Annotated in this window: 15 protein-coding genes; all 15 read right to left on the reverse strand. The window is 60.6% G+C overall.

Going from position 1 to position 14,570, the window contains the following annotated elements:
* Window positions 1–8: 8 nt before the first annotated feature.
* Entirely contained in the window at window positions 9–851 is an 843-nt protein-coding gene (locus IB234_RS16470; protein ID WP_192319814.1) for an STAS domain-containing protein, read from the reverse strand.
* A gap of 162 nt (window positions 852–1,013) precedes the next feature.
* On the reverse strand, window positions 1,014–1,397 hold the full coding sequence (locus tag IB234_RS16475) for a hypothetical protein (protein ID WP_192319816.1): 384 nt from the start codon (window positions 1,395–1,397) through the stop codon (window positions 1,014–1,016).
* Between the two features lie 44 nt (window positions 1,398–1,441).
* Complete coding sequence (locus IB234_RS16480; RefSeq protein ID WP_192319818.1) at window positions 1,442–1,831, reverse strand: hypothetical protein; 390 nt, start codon at window positions 1,829–1,831, stop codon at window positions 1,442–1,444.
* A gap of 81 nt (window positions 1,832–1,912) precedes the next feature.
* Window positions 1,913–2,149 (reverse strand): hypothetical protein, encoded by a 237-nt coding sequence (locus tag IB234_RS16485; protein ID WP_318652030.1) that lies wholly within the window; start codon window positions 2,147–2,149, stop codon window positions 1,913–1,915.
* Window positions 2,146–2,754: an NAD(P)H-binding protein gene (locus IB234_RS16490; protein WP_192319820.1), complete on the reverse strand. Its 609-nt coding sequence runs from the start codon at window positions 2,752–2,754 to the stop codon at window positions 2,146–2,148. Before IB234_RS16490 ends, IB234_RS16485 begins: the two co-directional genes overlap by 4 nt.
* 2 nt (window positions 2,755–2,756) lie before the next feature.
* Window positions 2,757–2,978, reverse strand: a complete 222-nt coding sequence (locus IB234_RS16495) for a hypothetical protein (protein ID WP_192319822.1) — start codon at window positions 2,976–2,978, stop codon at window positions 2,757–2,759.
* A gap of 189 nt (window positions 2,979–3,167) precedes the next feature.
* Entirely contained in the window at window positions 3,168–5,492 is a 2,325-nt protein-coding gene (locus IB234_RS16500) for a hypothetical protein (protein ID WP_192319825.1), read from the reverse strand.
* Between the two features lie 547 nt (window positions 5,493–6,039).
* A complete protein-coding gene (locus tag IB234_RS16505) occupies window positions 6,040–6,561 on the reverse strand; it encodes a GNAT family N-acetyltransferase (RefSeq protein WP_192319827.1) in 522 nt (173 codons plus the stop codon).
* 45 nt (window positions 6,562–6,606) lie between these two features.
* Window positions 6,607–7,590, reverse strand: coding sequence for a lysylphosphatidylglycerol synthase domain-containing protein (locus tag IB234_RS16510; protein ID WP_192319830.1), 984 nt, complete (start codon window positions 7,588–7,590; stop codon window positions 6,607–6,609).
* Complete coding sequence (gene clsB, locus IB234_RS16515; RefSeq protein ID WP_192319832.1) at window positions 7,587–8,798, reverse strand: cardiolipin synthase ClsB; 1,212 nt, start codon at window positions 8,796–8,798, stop codon at window positions 7,587–7,589. Before clsB ends, IB234_RS16510 begins: the two co-directional genes overlap by 4 nt.
* The gene (locus tag IB234_RS16520) at window positions 8,795–9,577 is read right to left on the reverse strand and encodes an endonuclease/exonuclease/phosphatase family protein (protein ID WP_192319834.1); all 783 of its coding nucleotides are present in this window, start codon (window positions 9,575–9,577) and stop codon (window positions 8,795–8,797) included. The genes clsB and IB234_RS16520 overlap by 4 nt, the downstream gene beginning before the upstream one ends.
* Entirely contained in the window at window positions 9,574–10,473 is a 900-nt protein-coding gene (locus IB234_RS16525) for a DUF72 domain-containing protein (protein ID WP_192319836.1), read from the reverse strand. The genes IB234_RS16520 and IB234_RS16525 overlap by 4 nt, the downstream gene beginning before the upstream one ends.
* Window positions 10,474–10,528: 55 nt before the next feature.
* A complete protein-coding gene (locus tag IB234_RS16530; RefSeq protein ID WP_192319838.1) occupies window positions 10,529–11,812 on the reverse strand; it encodes a zinc-dependent alcohol dehydrogenase in 1,284 nt (427 codons plus the stop codon).
* A 24-nt stretch (window positions 11,813–11,836) separates the two neighbouring features.
* Window positions 11,837–12,244: a CBS domain-containing protein gene (locus IB234_RS16535; protein ID WP_192319840.1), complete on the reverse strand. Its 408-nt coding sequence runs from the start codon at window positions 12,242–12,244 to the stop codon at window positions 11,837–11,839.
* Window positions 12,245–12,434: 190 nt separating this feature from the next.
* The gene (gene glgX, locus IB234_RS16540) at window positions 12,435–14,561 is read right to left on the reverse strand and encodes a glycogen debranching protein GlgX (RefSeq protein ID WP_192319842.1); all 2,127 of its coding nucleotides are present in this window, start codon (window positions 14,559–14,561) and stop codon (window positions 12,435–12,437) included.
* Window positions 14,562–14,570: the final 9 nt, after the last annotated feature.

Below are 14,570 nucleotides of genomic sequence, written 5' to 3' on the forward strand. Positions count from 1 at the left end.
CTGCTCCCTCAGCGTGCCTTTTCGCCGCGGACAAGGCGAACATTCAGCTCCTTCAACGCCGTCTTGAAGGCGTCGGAAAGGGAGGCCTTGGTCACCACATCGCCCAGTTCCACACCCAGGTGAACGATGGTAGCGGCGATCTGCGGGCGGATGCCGCTGATGATGCACTTGGCGCCCATCAGCTTGGCGGCGGTGATGGTCTTGAGCAGGTGCTGGGCGACCATGGTATCCACGGTCGGCACGCCGGTGATGTCGATGATCGCGATGTCGGACTCGGTTTCGACGATCTTCTCCAGCAGCGCCTCCATGACGATCTGCGTGCGGTTGCTGTCCAGCGCGCCGATCAGCGGCACGGCCAGCACGCTGTCCCAGAGCTGCACCACGGGGGTGGACAGTTCCAGCAGGCTTTCCTGCTGCTCGCGGATGACCATTTCGCGACCGGTCATGAAGTACTCGACGCTGAACAGGCCGAGCTTGTCGATCACCTTGCTGAGCAGCCAGACCTGCTCGATGGCGCTATTGCCCTGTGTCTGAATCAGATCGAACAGCGGTTCTTTCAAAGAGAACACGAAGGTGGCCGTTTCCGACGGGCTGAAACCCTGGCGGGCCTGAGTGACGGACAGGCGCTCGAGCTGGGCCTTGAGCGGCTTCCATGGTTGTGAATTGATGTCGTCGGAACCTTGGGCGAGAGCCATGATGAAGGCCTTGATCAGCTCGCGTGAGTTTTCCTGCACCGTGTGATCGTCGACCAGGTCAACGCGGATGCCTGCCGCACGCTGGGCAGCCATCCATTTTTCCAAAAGCGGTTGTTCGTTTTGTTTGAGCAGTTCGGCAAGCGCGGAGACGGACATCGCTGATTCCTTGTCGCGTGGTGACTGATTGGACGGAACACTAGCACCCTTATAACCATGCCGTACGGAATGGTTGACGTGATGATGAAGCCGCTCAACCGACTGCCATGCCGCCGGGCAAGTTCAACCTTTATTTCACGACATGCCGAAGCTCAGTTGCCGCTAGGTATAGTCGGGGTGGTGGCGCTGGGCGATATAGTCCAGGGGTAGGGCGGCGGAGCGAATGAAGAAGCTGGCCAGCTCGGTCTCCACCACGGTCTGGTTGACCGAATCCAGTGTGGCTTCCAGGCAGTCGATGTCCGCGCCATAGCACTTCTCGTGCATTACCTGCGGCACACTCGCCAGCGCGGCGATGCGGTAACGACAGGGTGCTCCGTCACTGGGGCGCTTCACCTGCAGCGTGAGCTGCTCGGGCTGGCGCGTGACCTCAGCCAGCAGTCCGTTGTCGTGGGCGTAGCGTGCGGCCTCGTCGAAGTGGTGTTGCGCCTCATCCAGGGCGGAGCGCAGCGCAGGATGGAAACGGGATTCGTCGAGTGGGCTGTTCATGGTGAAACCTCGTTGGCATTGCCTGGGCAAGTAGCCCAGATTGATCAGGCCGCGCCCTGGTGCTGGTAGTGCTCGGCGACGTGGCCAATGGGCAGCGCGGTGGCTCTGACGAAGAACTCCGCCAATTCCCCTTCGACTGCCGAACTGCTGATCGAGGTCAACGGTGCTTCACGCCTTACTATCTGATCGCCAAAACGCTGCTCGAACAGCACCAGGCCACGTTGCGGGAGCGCTGCGATGCGGTAGCCACAGGGTGCGCCGTCGCGCGGACGGGTCACGGTCAGACTCAACTCGGTGCGTGCGGAGTTGGTCAGCAATGTGCGGGCTTGCAGACCGTTGACATAGGCATAGTGGGCAGCCTCTTCGAAATGGTGCGCCGCATGTTCCACCAGGGCCGCCAGCAGCGCATCACGGAACAGTCTCTCGTTGTTCATTTGTTGCTAACACCTTGAATGCGTTGGGATTGTCGTTTCGACAGAGACTCCCGCGGCGAGTGCCAGAAATTTTCTGCACATCTAGCGGTGGGCGAAGTGATGCGCCGCTCGATAGGCCGGTGAGAACGCCGGGCGCGGCAGCTTGGGCCGCTGGGGGCGGCGTTTGACGTGATGCACGACCTGCGCGTTGTCCAGCGCTCGGGGGCCGACGTCGGCCGCATGACGGCGGACGATACGCAACATGCCCCAGAGCATGGCAGCGGCTACCATAAACCAGGCCGAGATCATGAGCAGAATGATGCTTTCCGGTCCCATCATCGGTCTCCTTCTACGATGCGTACACGTTCGTGAACGTGCAGCGCCAGGTTCATCTCATCCAGCAGCGCGGCGGCGAAGCGGCGCAAGGCCAGGGCGGCCTCGCTGGGCTGGAGGAAATCATCGAGATCCAGCTTCTCGACGGGCCATGCGGGCGCCTCGAAGAATGTCCAGTCGATCAAACTGGCCGTGAGTCGCTCCTGCAGGTGCCGTACGGGAGCGGAGGGGCGTTCCGGGCTCCCATCCAGCCAGGTGAAGTTATCCACCACCAGCAGACGATCAACGCCAGCCACCTCCAACCCGTCCAGCATGGCCAGCAGAGCCCCGTACATCTGGGGGAAGTCGTCTCCAGGAGTTCCGGGCAACTGCTGATCCAGCAGGCAGACCACGGCGTTCATACCAGCTACGGATCGACTCACCTCGAGGCTGTCGAAGGGCGTGCCACCCTTGGTACGCAACCCTGGGCGCGCCTGCAGTACGTTGAGCTCGTCGACGATTGCCGTGACTTCGTACTGGCGGTGAAGTGCCTCAACCAGTAAAGCACTACCGAGGCTGCCGTGCGCCCCATAGACAGCCACCTTGGTCACCGGCGTCTCTAGATTCTTCATGATCAGGGTTGCAGATGGTGACCCGGCGCTTCGGCGATCTTGCGGGGGTCGATGCGACTCACCTGAACGTCGGTGATCGTGTCAGGCAGGGCATGGGTATGCAGCGACTGCAGATAGAACCGTGCCTGATTGGGTGTCATCGACTCGCTGTCGGCGTGCACCGTGGTTGATTTCGGTTGGTTATCGAGGATGTAGCTGACCAGAAAATCGTATTTTTTCGTCATGGCTCCCACTCCCTGTTGCCTGGCCCTCCGGACCGTCTGAGAGATAGACCATCGAAGGGCAGGGGGGAGTTCAACGCGATTGCTGAACGGTATTCGGAGGGCAGAGGTGGCTGACAGGTTTGCGGGGGCGGGCGATGGAGCCGTTCTGTCCCAAGGCAGTCGGCTACAAGCTATCCGGAAGGGGCTTAATTAAAGCTCTATGTCATACGAATATTGCGGGCATCTTGCAATCTCGCCATTTTCCTTGATGCCAAGACCCAACTTGAACCGTCCGGACAGACCGCGAACATCGATGATTGTAGAAAAGCCTGATTTCGCCATGCTGGACGCATTGAAGTGCTCTTCTAGATCCGGCCTATCGAAGGGTTTTGCATTGCCTGCCAAAGTCTGGTTGCCAGAGGAAAGCAATACCACGTTCTCGACACCTTTAGGGAAGCCATCTGTTGTAATGCTGTTCCAGCCGGCGAGCTGAAGATATCCATGCGGCTTAATGACTTCAGGTTTGGGCTCAGCGCCATTGAGGCTGTCGATCCAGCCCACGCACGTTCGCTCCGAAATATTTGTAGCAGGCTCCAGCATGGTTACACCAAGAATTTTACTGGCAGATTCATCAACATTGGCCTTTAGCCCAAAAAATTTAAGCTCAACATGGTCTGACCAGGATTCGTCATTGGGTGTTGCTGAAAGGAATTCAGCCGACACTACTTTTTTACTTGTCAGGAGCTCATGGCCTCCAAACAAGTCCGCAAATTCTGAGGTAGTTTCAACGAGGGGGGATATCAGGAATTTGGTTTTGGTCATCCCTGACACGACTCGGTATTCTCTTGTCTGGCCATTACCCAAGACAAGCCTGACCTTCAGTTGCGCAGGTTTGAAAATCGCCGCCCGGACCCTGCCGAAAAAACTGGGATTGATCTCTGCGGTCATGTATGTCTGACCCTCGAACTCTGGAATCGCGAAGCGCTCGCCAAGCTTTACGACACGTCGTTCGAGCAGGGAAGGAGTTGTGGGTAAATCGTTGTTTCTTGCAAGAATGGTGTATTTCCCAGAGAACCCGGATAACGTGTACTGGCTATAAATGATAGGCCAGCTTTCCCCGTCCTCCAGGCTCGGCAAGCGACCATCAATAGGTTCTACCGCGAACACAATGTTTTTGGCGCCTCCCGCACCCTGCAAGTGCCGGGCGTTTTTTTCTATAAGTTCCGGCGTGTATGCCGAGTAACTCTGAAATATCGGCCTTGGTTTCCACTCGACCCCCGATGATATAAGAGCCACCTGGCCAGCCGAATAGACATCGGTTGAGCCTTCTAGTCGTGGAAAGCCGGACGTGGACGCAATCTGCTCCATACGATTCTTTACGTCGATGGCGTAACGTTCAGGAGACAGTATCCGGACCTTGAGTCCGCTATAGAAGTTGACAATTTCTCTATAAACGTCACCGGGAATAGTGGCTGGCACTATGTATTTGCTTGCGCCAATGACAACCATGCCGGCAAGGCAGCCAGCACATACAGAGCCAAGGCCTTTGAATGATTGAACGAACGGCCATGAAAGCAGGGAGATCATAAGCAGAGCAATGCCGCTCAGGGTTGTATGGCCATCATCCTCCCGAACAAACCCGGCCTTGAGGGCTACGAACAGATAGGCGACAACCAGCATCAAGATCGTCAGGCGAAGATGTTTACTTACAGAGCTGGACAGCAGAAGGCCCGCGCCCAACACACCGCACCCCGCCAGAAACAACAAGGGGAGGGCAATGCTGTTTTGCAAGGCCATTGCCTCTGTGTAGCCGGAAATTATGTATTGCGAATTTACAATGTAAGCCGGGATATCCGAGAGACTTTGACCGCAAGATATCCAAGCAATACATAAAGATGCGACGGGCAGGATGCAATATAGAGCAGCCCAGAAGTAGTGCCTCCCATGCAGAGCAAAAACTACATTCAAGAACATGCAAAATATACAAAGAGCAGAGGCGTTGAGCTTTACTAGAGGCAGCAGTCCTAGCATCGGAATGCAAAGCGCCACCAGAAACAGTCTACCTTGGGAGATATTATTTGACGTAGGTGCTCTCGAAATCAAACAAAGAGACGTCAATACAGGGGCGAGCATAAAGAACGCGTCCCTGTACGCCCCCAGGGCTAATATTACAAGCGCGCACAGAAAGACCGGAGTGGCTTTCTTGTGGTCCACAAAGATGCCGTAGATTCCGATATAGATAGCGATGGCTATATAGCAGGAATATGCCAAGTATACCGAGTCGAAGGTCTTCGAGTACACCTCGGTGTAAACATTGGACAGCGGGCCGATGGTAAATATCAGGTCGGTGCCTATTCTAAGCCCTTGCTCGACGCCATGGCTCACCCCCAGATGCCATGAAGGGTCTAATGAATCGAACGGCAAACTTGGGGCAGGTGAAACAAATGAGCTTATACATGCTACGGCAAGCAGTGTGCAGGCAAGTTTCCAGTATGCCTGGCGGCATGCATAATCCCGGAGCAGCATTTCAAACATCCCACTCGATCCCTTCAAAGTCGCCTCAAAAAGCAAGCACGATACAGGGTTGTTACTCCATTCCCACGGGCATTCCCTCCGAAAACCGGTGCTCGCTGGAAGTGAATCTTCTCCCAGTAGGATCAAGGATCCTTGGCGTGAGGGCATCGCGCTTTCAGGCCGCCAGATCATTGCCATTATCAAGCAGGCCGATCCGGGGAACGCACAACCAGTGCTCCGGCCCACGCTTCCTGCACCTGCGCAACGCAAAAAGACTGCAGCTGGAATCCTATCGATCAACCTACGTATCAAACCACCCAGGCGCATCGTACGGGAAGGACCGGAGTCCTTGGTGGTGCCCGAGGCAATCAGCCACTACTGGTCGATGTGGCTCTATGTACGATCAGTCAGCGGATGGCCGCTCGCTGCCGGCGGACCGGGTGGTGCGCGCACTGGATCGGGCGTGGCAAGCCTGACAACGGCCAGATTGTGTCAGCAGGCTATAGTCCGAGCCGAGAACATGGCATTCCCCTGCAGACACTTTTACCTGCAGGGTCGCCGCGTTTATTTAGGCGATGGTGTCGTCGTTATCCGCTTGCCAATACCAGAACAGGGCGATTTCGGGCCGGATCTGGTTCAGCAGACCGCGATAGAGATCGAGGTCGACACCGCGTAGACGAAAGCCGTGGCGTTCGTAGAGGCGGCAGGCGGCCAGGTTGTTGTGCTGGGTTTCCAGCATGATGCCGGGCAGCCCCTGCCGCAGGCACCAGGCCTTGGCGTGCCGGAGCAGGGCGGCGGCCACGCCGACACGGCGAAGGTTGCGAGCGACGGCAATGTCCTCGATCAGTGCATAACCGTTCCACGCCCTGGACAGCACAATGATACCGGCCAGCTCACCGTTCAGGTGAGCGGCGAACATTTCTCCGCCGTCTTCCTCGCCTTCGTCGGCGTAGGTCTTTTCATAGGGTTCCACGGCAACGGCATCGTAGGTGAAGATTCCTTCGCAGAGACTGATCCGCAGCTCCGCAGTCACGGTGAAGCTGCGATCGAACGTGGGGGGCGGGCCTATGCAGGGGAGGATGCTGATCATGATGTTAACTGGCGCTGAGGGTACAGCCGGCCGTTATACACCCACTCAGGTCCCCTCCGTCTTCAGTCTTCCGGATTGCTGTGACTTCTGGCGCAGGTGCTTGGCTCGCTTCTCCAGAACCAGATACACCACTACGGCCACCAGCAGCGGTAGCAACAGGTAGATGGCGCGATAGCCGATCAAGGCGGCCAGTACGGCCCCCTTCGAGGCCTGGTCCTGCAGCATGGCGATGAATACCGCCTCCAGAACACCGAGACCGGCGGGAATATGGGTGATCACTCCGGCGATGCTGCTGACCAGCATGATGCCCAGCACCGTCGGGTAATCGATGCCGCTCGGCAACAACAGGAACACCAGCAGGCTGGACAGCGACCAGTTGCACATCGACATGCCTGCCTGGGTCAGCGCCAGCTTCAACGATGGCAGCGTCACCTCATGCTCACGCCAGGACCAGGACCGGCGCTTGGCAAAGCGGCAGGCTAGCAGATAGGTTGCCGCTACCAGCAGCAGGCAGACGCCAATCACCTGCAGAGCGGTGGTACCGATCGCCCATTGATCCGGCAGACGTACGAGGCGCAGGGAAAATACGCTGCCGGCGAGAATCACGTAGCCGAGCCAGTTGGTGATCAGGCTGAAGGTGAGGATGCGCGTGACCGTGGCCACGCCCAGCCCCAGCCGCGAGTAGAGGCGATAGCGCAGGGCGATGGCGCCCACCCAGGAGCTGAGGTTGAGGTTGAAGGCGTAACAGACGAACGTCAGTGGCAGTATCTGTCGCGCAGGCAGGTGATGGCCGGTGTAGGCCCTACCCAGCAGATCGTAGCTGGCGAAAAGCAGGAAGCTAGTAGCGGTGATACCCACACAGGCTGCCAGCGTCAGTGGGCTGTAGCTGCGCAGCGCCTGCACCACGTCGTTCCATTCCAGATTCTTCACCAACAGGAACAGCAGTACCGGTACCAGGATGAAGAAAAGGGCGGTGAGCAGTCGCTTGCCCCAGCGAATCCAGGGATTGGGATTTTGCTTCTGGCTCATGATGGCTTGCCCTGCTCGAAGCAGGCCTGCGCCGGTCCGTCCTGATCGGGTCGCACGGAGGCCAGGCGCGGCGAGTGCGCCGGAAACTTGCCGGCGATGGCGGGGAACAGACGGGTGAAGTGAAAGCACATGAAGATCAGCGGCGCCCGCCACCAGTATCCGCGGATGACACGCTCCAGGCTGATGCGCTTGCAATGGTCGCTGGCCAGGCCTTGCAGGTGATCATGCAACTGCTGATTGAACTTCGCATCGCGGATGATCAGGTTCGCCTCGAGGTTCAGCGCCAGGCTCAAGGGGTCGAGGTTGCTGGAGCCCACGGTAGCCCACTCGCTGTCGGCCAGCGCCACCTTGCCGTGCAGAGGGCGCTGGCAGTACTCGAATATCTCCACGCCGTCGCGCAGCAGATAGTTGTAGAGCAGTCGAGAGAATCCCCGGGCCCAGGGCATGTCCGGCTGGCCCTGCAGAATTAGCGTCACCCGCACGCCCCGGCGGGCCGCGTTGCGCATCTCACGCAGCAGCCGGTAACCGGGAAAGAAATAGGCGTTGGCGATCACCAGACGCTGGTTGGCTGCTCGAATGGCCATCAGATACTGAGACTCGATGTCCCGGCTGTGCCTGGCATTGTCGCGAACCGACAGGAGCATGCGGGTATCGCCGACGAAGCGGGTCTTCGGCTGGATGTCGCTGGGCGCGTCCAGCGCTGGGCGCATGAGTCGCAGGCTGGCCTTGTGCACATCCGCCACCACCGGCCCCGTGACCTCCACCGCGTAGTCCTGCTTGGCCATCGGGCCGAAGTCGCCCAGGTGATCCGCCGAATAGTTGATGCCGCCGACGAAGGCGCGCTCGCCGTCGATCACCACGATCTTGCGATGCAGACGGCGGAACAGATTGGTGCGTACGCCCAGGCGGCGGGGGCTGGGATCGAATACGTGGAGCTTGACTCCGGCGGCGACCATGTCGGCGACGAACTCGCGGCTGAGGTCGGCCGTGCCATAGCCATCCACCGTCAGCTCCACGCGCACGCCCCGCTGGGCGGCGGCGATCAGCACCTGCTGCAGCTCGTTGCCGACCTTGTCCTCGAAGATGATGAAGGTCTCGATCAGCACCTCATGGCGGGCTGCACGGATGCATTCGAACACCCGCGGGTAGTACTCCTCGCCGTTGATCAGCAGTTGTACCTGGTTGCCTTCGCGCCACTCGTAATTCATAGGTGGATCTCCACGGCCAGGGGGGCATGGTCGGAAAGGTGTGACCAGGGATGGGTAGAAAGCACGACCGGCTCGTGGCTGGTGACGTTGCGTACGTAGATTCGATCCAGCCGCAGCACTGGCCAGCGGGCGGGAAAGCTTCGGGCGGGCTCGCCGAACTCGCTGGCGAACACCTCGTGCATACGCTGCTCGGCAAGGATGCTGCTGGCACGCAGGCGCCAGTCGTTGAAGTCACCAGCGACAATCACCGGGTCGTCGGCCGGCAAGCGCTCCAGCAGGCCGCAGAGCAGTGCCAGCTGCTGGCGCCGGTGTCCTTCGCGCAGGCCCAGGTGCACGCAGATCGCATGCACCTGGCGTGGGCCAGGCACATCCAGCACGCAATGCAACAGGCCGCGTTGCTCGACCACGCCGATGGATACGTCGAAGTTCTCGTAATGGCTGATGGGAAATTTGCTCATCAGCGCATTGCCATGATCGCCGTCGGGATAGACGGCGTTGCGCCCATAGGCGAACTGCGGCCACATGCTGTCGGCCAGGAACTCGTAGTGTGGTGTCTCAGGCCAGTTCTGGTGGCGCCTGGCGTGACGCTGGTGGGTACCCAGCACCTCCTGCAGGAATACCACGTCGGCAGCGGTGGCACGCACCGCCGTGCGCAGCTCGGGCAGGATGAAGCGCCGGTTGAGCGGGGTGAACCCCTTGTGGGTGTTGATCGTGAGCAGCTTGATCCGATGGACGGCCGGGGCGCTGTCCACGGTCATGATCGGCAGGGATTCGGTCATACCAGGGCTCCTTGGCGAGGCTGCGGTAAACGCCCGAGTCGCTCCAGCAGCTGACGGGCGTCATAGGGCGCACGTACCTTCACGTCGTTGTCGAAGTAGCAGTAGAGATCGCGCTGGCGCCTGGTTGGCTTATGTGTGCGGTCGATCAGGTGGGCGTCATCCGGTTGGCTGCCGGAGGTCCAGGCCTCGATGCGCTTTTGCCAACGCAGAAGCGCCTGATCCGAATAGCCGCTGGCATAGAGCTCGGCATCGCCGTGCAGGCGCATGTAGACGAAGTCGGCGGTGACATCTTCCACATAGGGCCACTTGCCTGCCGTGTCCGCCACGACCAGGGCTACCTTGTACCGGCGCAGCAGGGCGGCGAACTCGGGGTTCACGAAGCTGGCGTTACGGATCTCGACGGCATGACGCAGCGGACCATCCGGTTTCGCATCCAGATAGCCCGTTACATGCAGACGTGCATCGGCGCGGCGGGCCAGCGTGCGGGCCTGGTCGGTGTCATGGGGCAGCTGAGCGAGAAAGGAATCGAACAGTTCGGCGTCGAAGCGGAAGCTCGGCGGGAACTGCCAGAGGAATGGCCCCAGCTTTTCCTTCAGCTGCAGCGGACCGGAGGCGTAGAAATTGGCCAGCGGCTGGGCCACCTCGCTTAGTCGCAGTACGTGGGTGATGTAACGGGGGGCCTTGACGCTGAAAACGAAGTCCTCCGGCGTGTCGGCATACCAACTGGCGTAACGTTGCGGCGTCTGCAGACCGTAGAAAGAGCCATTGATCTCGATACTGTTGACCTCCCGCGAAGCGAACTCCAGCTCTCGGCGCTGGGCCAGCCCCTTGGGGTAGAAGTCGCCACGCCACGGGGCGTAGCGCCATCCGGAAATACCGATACGGATATCGCTCATGGAACTCCTCAGGTCCTCTTTCCGATGCCGCCGGTGTGGCGACGTTCCAGTACGCCTATGACTTCGTCGCGGTGGCACCCTCGATTGCCTCATCGAGGCGGCTTTCCCGGACGTCCTCCTCGCTGCCGCCTCCCAGCTGCATCTGCTGCGGGTGAAGCTCCACCTTTATCCAGCCCTGGTCGCGCCGGTCGAAAGCCTTGAAGGCCTCAATCGCATCGCTCATGGGCTTGACCTGGGTAAGAATCTTGGCCGGATCGATGCGATGGTTGAGCACCAGATCGATCAGCCGCGGAATGTATTTGCGGTGATGGCAGTTACCCATGTTGATGGTCAGGTTCTTGTTCATCGCCAAGCCGATGGGGAAGTAGCGGGCCTGCTGCGGGTAAACGCCGATGATCGACAGGGTTCCCGCCTTGTCCAGCGCCTCCACTGCCCACTGCAACGCCTGACTCGGCGCCGATCCGGGATGCCAGTTGGCGCCGTCCGGGTGGGTCTTGGGGGCCACCGCGGCCACTTCCTCGCGGAAGGCGCTGACCTCCTGGCTACCGGCATGGCAGGAGCATTCTGCGTCGACGCCGACGGCATCGATGGCCCGGTCCACTCCGATGCCGTTGGTCAATCGACGGAGGGTCTGAACCGGGTCTTCATCGTCGAAATTGATCACCTCCGCGCCCTGCTGACGGGCCATGCGCAGGCGGTCCTCCAGGTGGTCGATGGCGAATACACGGGCCGCACCGAGCAGCTTGGCGCTGGCAATGGCGAACTGGCCGACCGGTCCGCAACCGAACACGGCTACCGTATCGCCGTGAGTGATCTCGGCCATCTCGGCGCCGAAGTAGCCGGTGGGGAATATGTCCGACAGCAGGATGGCTTGGTCGTCGCTGATCTCGCTGGGCAACCGCACCAGGCCAACATGGGCGAATGGAATGCGGGCCTTCTCGGCCTGCAATCCGTGGAACGACCCAGACGGTGAAGGGCCACCGAAGAAAGCCGTACCAGCCCCCTTGCCATTTGGATTGGCGTCATCGCATTGGGCGTAGTAGCCAGCGCGGCAGTACGCGCAGTTGCCGCAGGCGATGGTGGAGGGGATCACCACTCGATCGCCAACCTGCAGGTTGCGTACGTCCGCCCCCAGCGCCTCGATTATCCCGACGCCCTCATGGCCGAGAATGGTGCCCTTCGCCATGCCGCCGACTGTGCCGCGCACGAAGTGCAGGTCAGTGCCGCAGATGGCGGAAGCGGTCAGGCGGACGATGGCGTCGGTTGGTTCTTGCAGAATGGGCTCGGGCACGTCATCGAGACGAATGTCGCCCACATCATGGAATACTACGGCTTTCATACTGTTCTCCGCGCCCGAGGGGCCTCAGTGGGCCTGGGCGACGCCGCGCAGTACGGTGCCGCTGCTCCTGTCGCTGCGGGCACTGGCGATGTTGCCGAGAGAGACCACGCCGATCAGGCGCTTCTCACGGGTGAGCACCGGCAGGCGTCGCTTCTGAATGTCTGCCATGTTCTGGGCCACGTGCTGCACGTCCTCGAAGCAGTAGCAGACGTTGCCACTCATGATCTGCCGCACCGGGGTGTCGCCGTGCAGGCCCTCGGCCACGGCACGCAGGGCAATGTCGCGGTCGGTGAGCATGCCCACCAGGCGATCGTTCTCTTCCACCAGCAGCGCACCACTGTCGATGCGCGCCATCAGTGCGGCCGCCTCGCGGATGCTTTCCTCGGGGCGCACTGTCTGCACGTTGCGGGTCATGATCTCGTTGATTTTCATGCCTTCCTCCTGTGTCGAAAGTGGCGACGCCGCTTTTGCGGCGCCTACTCAGGTGGGACTGGAGGGGCAGGGCACGGTTCAGGGTTTTTTGGGTGCGGGATATACCGTGCGAACGACAGACCCTCTGGCTTGATGGGGGGGTGCACCGGCCAGCACCGTCGGTCCATCTCATCAAGCCAGGCTGGAGGCTCTACTCGCTTTCGCTCTGCAACCTGAACAGCAGCAACGATCTCGCCGTCACCAGGAACTGGCTGCCGAAAGCGAACTGCTCGATGCTCTTCTGCTTCGGCTGGTTGCTGTCCAGCAGCCCGAGCCAGCCCGAGCCTTCGGCCACCTCCGGCAGAAGGAAGTCCACGGCCTCGTGATGCGCGTTGAGAATCAGCAGCAGGGTGGCGTCGGCGCCGCTGCGGCGAATACCCGTGGGCTGGGCACGGCCGTCCAACAGCATGCCCATGCAGCGGGCTTCGGCGTCGTGCCAGTGTTCTTCGCCCATCTCCTCGCCGCCCGGCGTGAGCCATGTGACATCCTTGACCCCCAGTTCCTCGTTGTAGTGGCCAACCAGAAAGCGCCCGCGACGCAGAATCGGGTAGTCCCGTCGCAGCTTGATAAGCCGGCGGGTGAAGGCCATCAGATCCTGACCTTCCTGATCGATGTTCCAGTCGACCCAGCTCAGCTCGTTGTCCTGACAGTAGGCATTGTTGTTGCCTTGCTGGGTACGGCCGAATTCATCGCCGGCCAGCAGCATCGGTGTGCCCTGGGAGAACAGCAGGGTGGCCAGCATGTTGCGCATTTGCCGCATGCGCAGTTCGCGGACTTCCGGCTCCTCCGTCGGCCCCTCGCTGCCGTGGTTCCAGGAAATGTTGTTGTCGGTGCCGTCGCGGTTGCCTTCGTCGTTGGCCTCATTGTGCTTGTGGTCGTAGGACACCACATCGCGCAGAGTGAAGCCGTCATGGGCGGTAATGAAATTGACCGAGGCGAATGGCCTGCGGCCTCGCTGGTTGTACAGGTCCCCGGAGCCGGTCAGGCGGCTTGCCAGTTCCGCTAGCTGCCCCTCATCGCCCTTCCAGAAGGCGCGCACGTTGTCACGGAACTTGTCGTTCCACTCTGCCCAGCCGGGTGGGAAACCACCGACCTGATAGCCGCCCGGGCCACAGTCCCAAGGCTCGGCAATCAGCTTGACCTTGCTCAGCACCGGGTCCTGGCGGCAGGCGACCAGGAAGCTGTGGCGCTCGTCGAAGCCATCGGCGTAGCGACCGAGGATGGTCGCCAGATCGAAGCGGAAGCCGTCCACGCGCATCTCGGTGGCCCAGTAGCGCAGGGAGTCGGTGACCATCTGCAGCACGCAGGGGTGCGAGAGGTCCAGTGTGTTGCCGGTACCCGAGTCGTTGATGTAGTAGCGCCGGTCGTCCGGCATCAGCCGGTAGTAACTGGCGTTGTCGATGCCGCGCATGCACAGGGTCGGGCCGCGCTCGTTGCCTTCTGCGGTGTGGTTGTAGACCACGTCCAGGATCAGCTCCAGCCCTGCGTCGTGCAGGTGGGCGACCATTTCCTTGAATTCGCTGACCTTACCGCTGGCCAGGTATGCCGGATGCGGTGCGAAGAAGCCGATGCTGTTGTAACCCCAGTAGTTGTTCATGCCCTTTTCCAGCAGGTGCTGGTCATTGACGAAGGCATGTACTGGCAGCAGCTCGATGCTGGATACGCCGAGCGAACGGATGTGCTTGAGCAGCTCCGGGTTCATCAACCCTGCGCAGGTGCCACGCAGGTGCTCCGGTACCGCAGGGTGCAGCATGCTGATACCGCGCAGATGGGTCTCGTAGACGATGGTGCTGTCCCACGGCACCCGGATCGGTGACTGCTCACCCCAGGTGAAGGCCGGGTCCATGACTTTGCTCTTGGGTACGAAGGCAGCACTGTCGCGCTTGTCGAAGCTGAGGTCGGCGTCAGCGTGGCCGATGGTGTAGCCGAACAGGGCCTCGGACCACTTGAGCCGACCAACCAGTTGCTTGGCGTAGGGATCGATCAGCAGCTTGTTGGGGTTGAAACGGTGCCCCGCGTCCGGCTCGTAGGGGCCGTACACCCTATAGCCATAGACCTGGCCGGGGTGGGCGTCCGGCAGGTAGCCATGCCAGATCTCGTCGGTGTGCTCGGGCAGCTCGATGCGCTCGATCTCGGTCTTGCCCTGGTCATCGAACAGGCACAGCTCGACCTTGGTGGCGTGAGCAGAAAACAGGGCGAAGTTGACCCCGAGCCCGTCCCAGGTGGCACCTAGCGGGAAGGGATGGCCTTCGGCGATACGCGAACGTGGTTGCTTCATGGCTCAGCC

This window comes from Pseudomonas sp. PDM16 (genome assembly GCF_014851865.1).
Lineage (GTDB): Bacteria > Pseudomonadota > Gammaproteobacteria > Pseudomonadales > Pseudomonadaceae > Aquipseudomonas.

What these genes read in the sequence shown, in the direction of transcription:
- IB234_RS16490 (WP_192319820.1), bottom strand. Translation starts at nt 2,754, where the DNA reads ATGAAGAATCTAGAGACGCCGGTGACCAAGGTGGCTGTCTATGGGGCG.
- IB234_RS16510 (WP_192319830.1), bottom strand. Translation starts at nt 7,590, where the DNA reads ATGAGCCAGAAGCAAAATCCCAATCCCTGGATTCGCTGGGGCAAGCGA.
- IB234_RS16475 (WP_192319816.1), bottom strand. Translation starts at nt 1,397, where the DNA reads ATGAACAGCCCACTCGACGAATCCCGTTTCCATCCTGCGCTGCGCTCC.
- IB234_RS16485 (WP_318652030.1), bottom strand. Translation starts at nt 2,149, where the DNA reads ATGATGGGACCGGAAAGCATCATTCTGCTCATGATCTCGGCCTGGTTT.
- clsB (WP_192319832.1), bottom strand. Translation starts at nt 8,798, where the DNA reads ATGAATTACGAGTGGCGCGAAGGCAACCAGGTACAACTGCTGATCAAC.
- IB234_RS16505 (WP_192319827.1), bottom strand. Translation starts at nt 6,561, where the DNA reads ATGATCAGCATCCTCCCCTGCATAGGCCCGCCCCCCACGTTCGATCGC.
- IB234_RS16520 (WP_192319834.1), bottom strand. Translation starts at nt 9,577, where the DNA reads ATGACCGAATCCCTGCCGATCATGACCGTGGACAGCGCCCCGGCCGTC.
- IB234_RS16470 (WP_192319814.1), bottom strand. Translation starts at nt 851, where the DNA reads ATGTCCGTCTCCGCGCTTGCCGAACTGCTCAAACAAAACGAACAACCG.
- IB234_RS16480 (WP_192319818.1), bottom strand. Translation starts at nt 1,831, where the DNA reads ATGAACAACGAGAGACTGTTCCGTGATGCGCTGCTGGCGGCCCTGGTG.
- IB234_RS16500 (WP_192319825.1), bottom strand. Translation starts at nt 5,492, where the DNA reads ATGTTTGAAATGCTGCTCCGGGATTATGCATGCCGCCAGGCATACTGG.
- IB234_RS16535 (WP_192319840.1), bottom strand. Translation starts at nt 12,244, where the DNA reads ATGAAAATCAACGAGATCATGACCCGCAACGTGCAGACAGTGCGCCCC.
- IB234_RS16530 (WP_192319838.1), bottom strand. Translation starts at nt 11,812, where the DNA reads ATGAAAGCCGTAGTATTCCATGATGTGGGCGACATTCGTCTCGATGAC.
- IB234_RS16495 (WP_192319822.1), bottom strand. Translation starts at nt 2,978, where the DNA reads ATGACGAAAAAATACGATTTTCTGGTCAGCTACATCCTCGATAACCAA.
- IB234_RS16525 (WP_192319836.1), bottom strand. Translation starts at nt 10,473, where the DNA reads ATGAGCGATATCCGTATCGGTATTTCCGGATGGCGCTACGCCCCGTGG.
- glgX (WP_192319842.1), bottom strand. Translation starts at nt 14,561, where the DNA reads ATGAAGCAACCACGTTCGCGTATCGCCGAAGGCCATCCCTTCCCGCTA.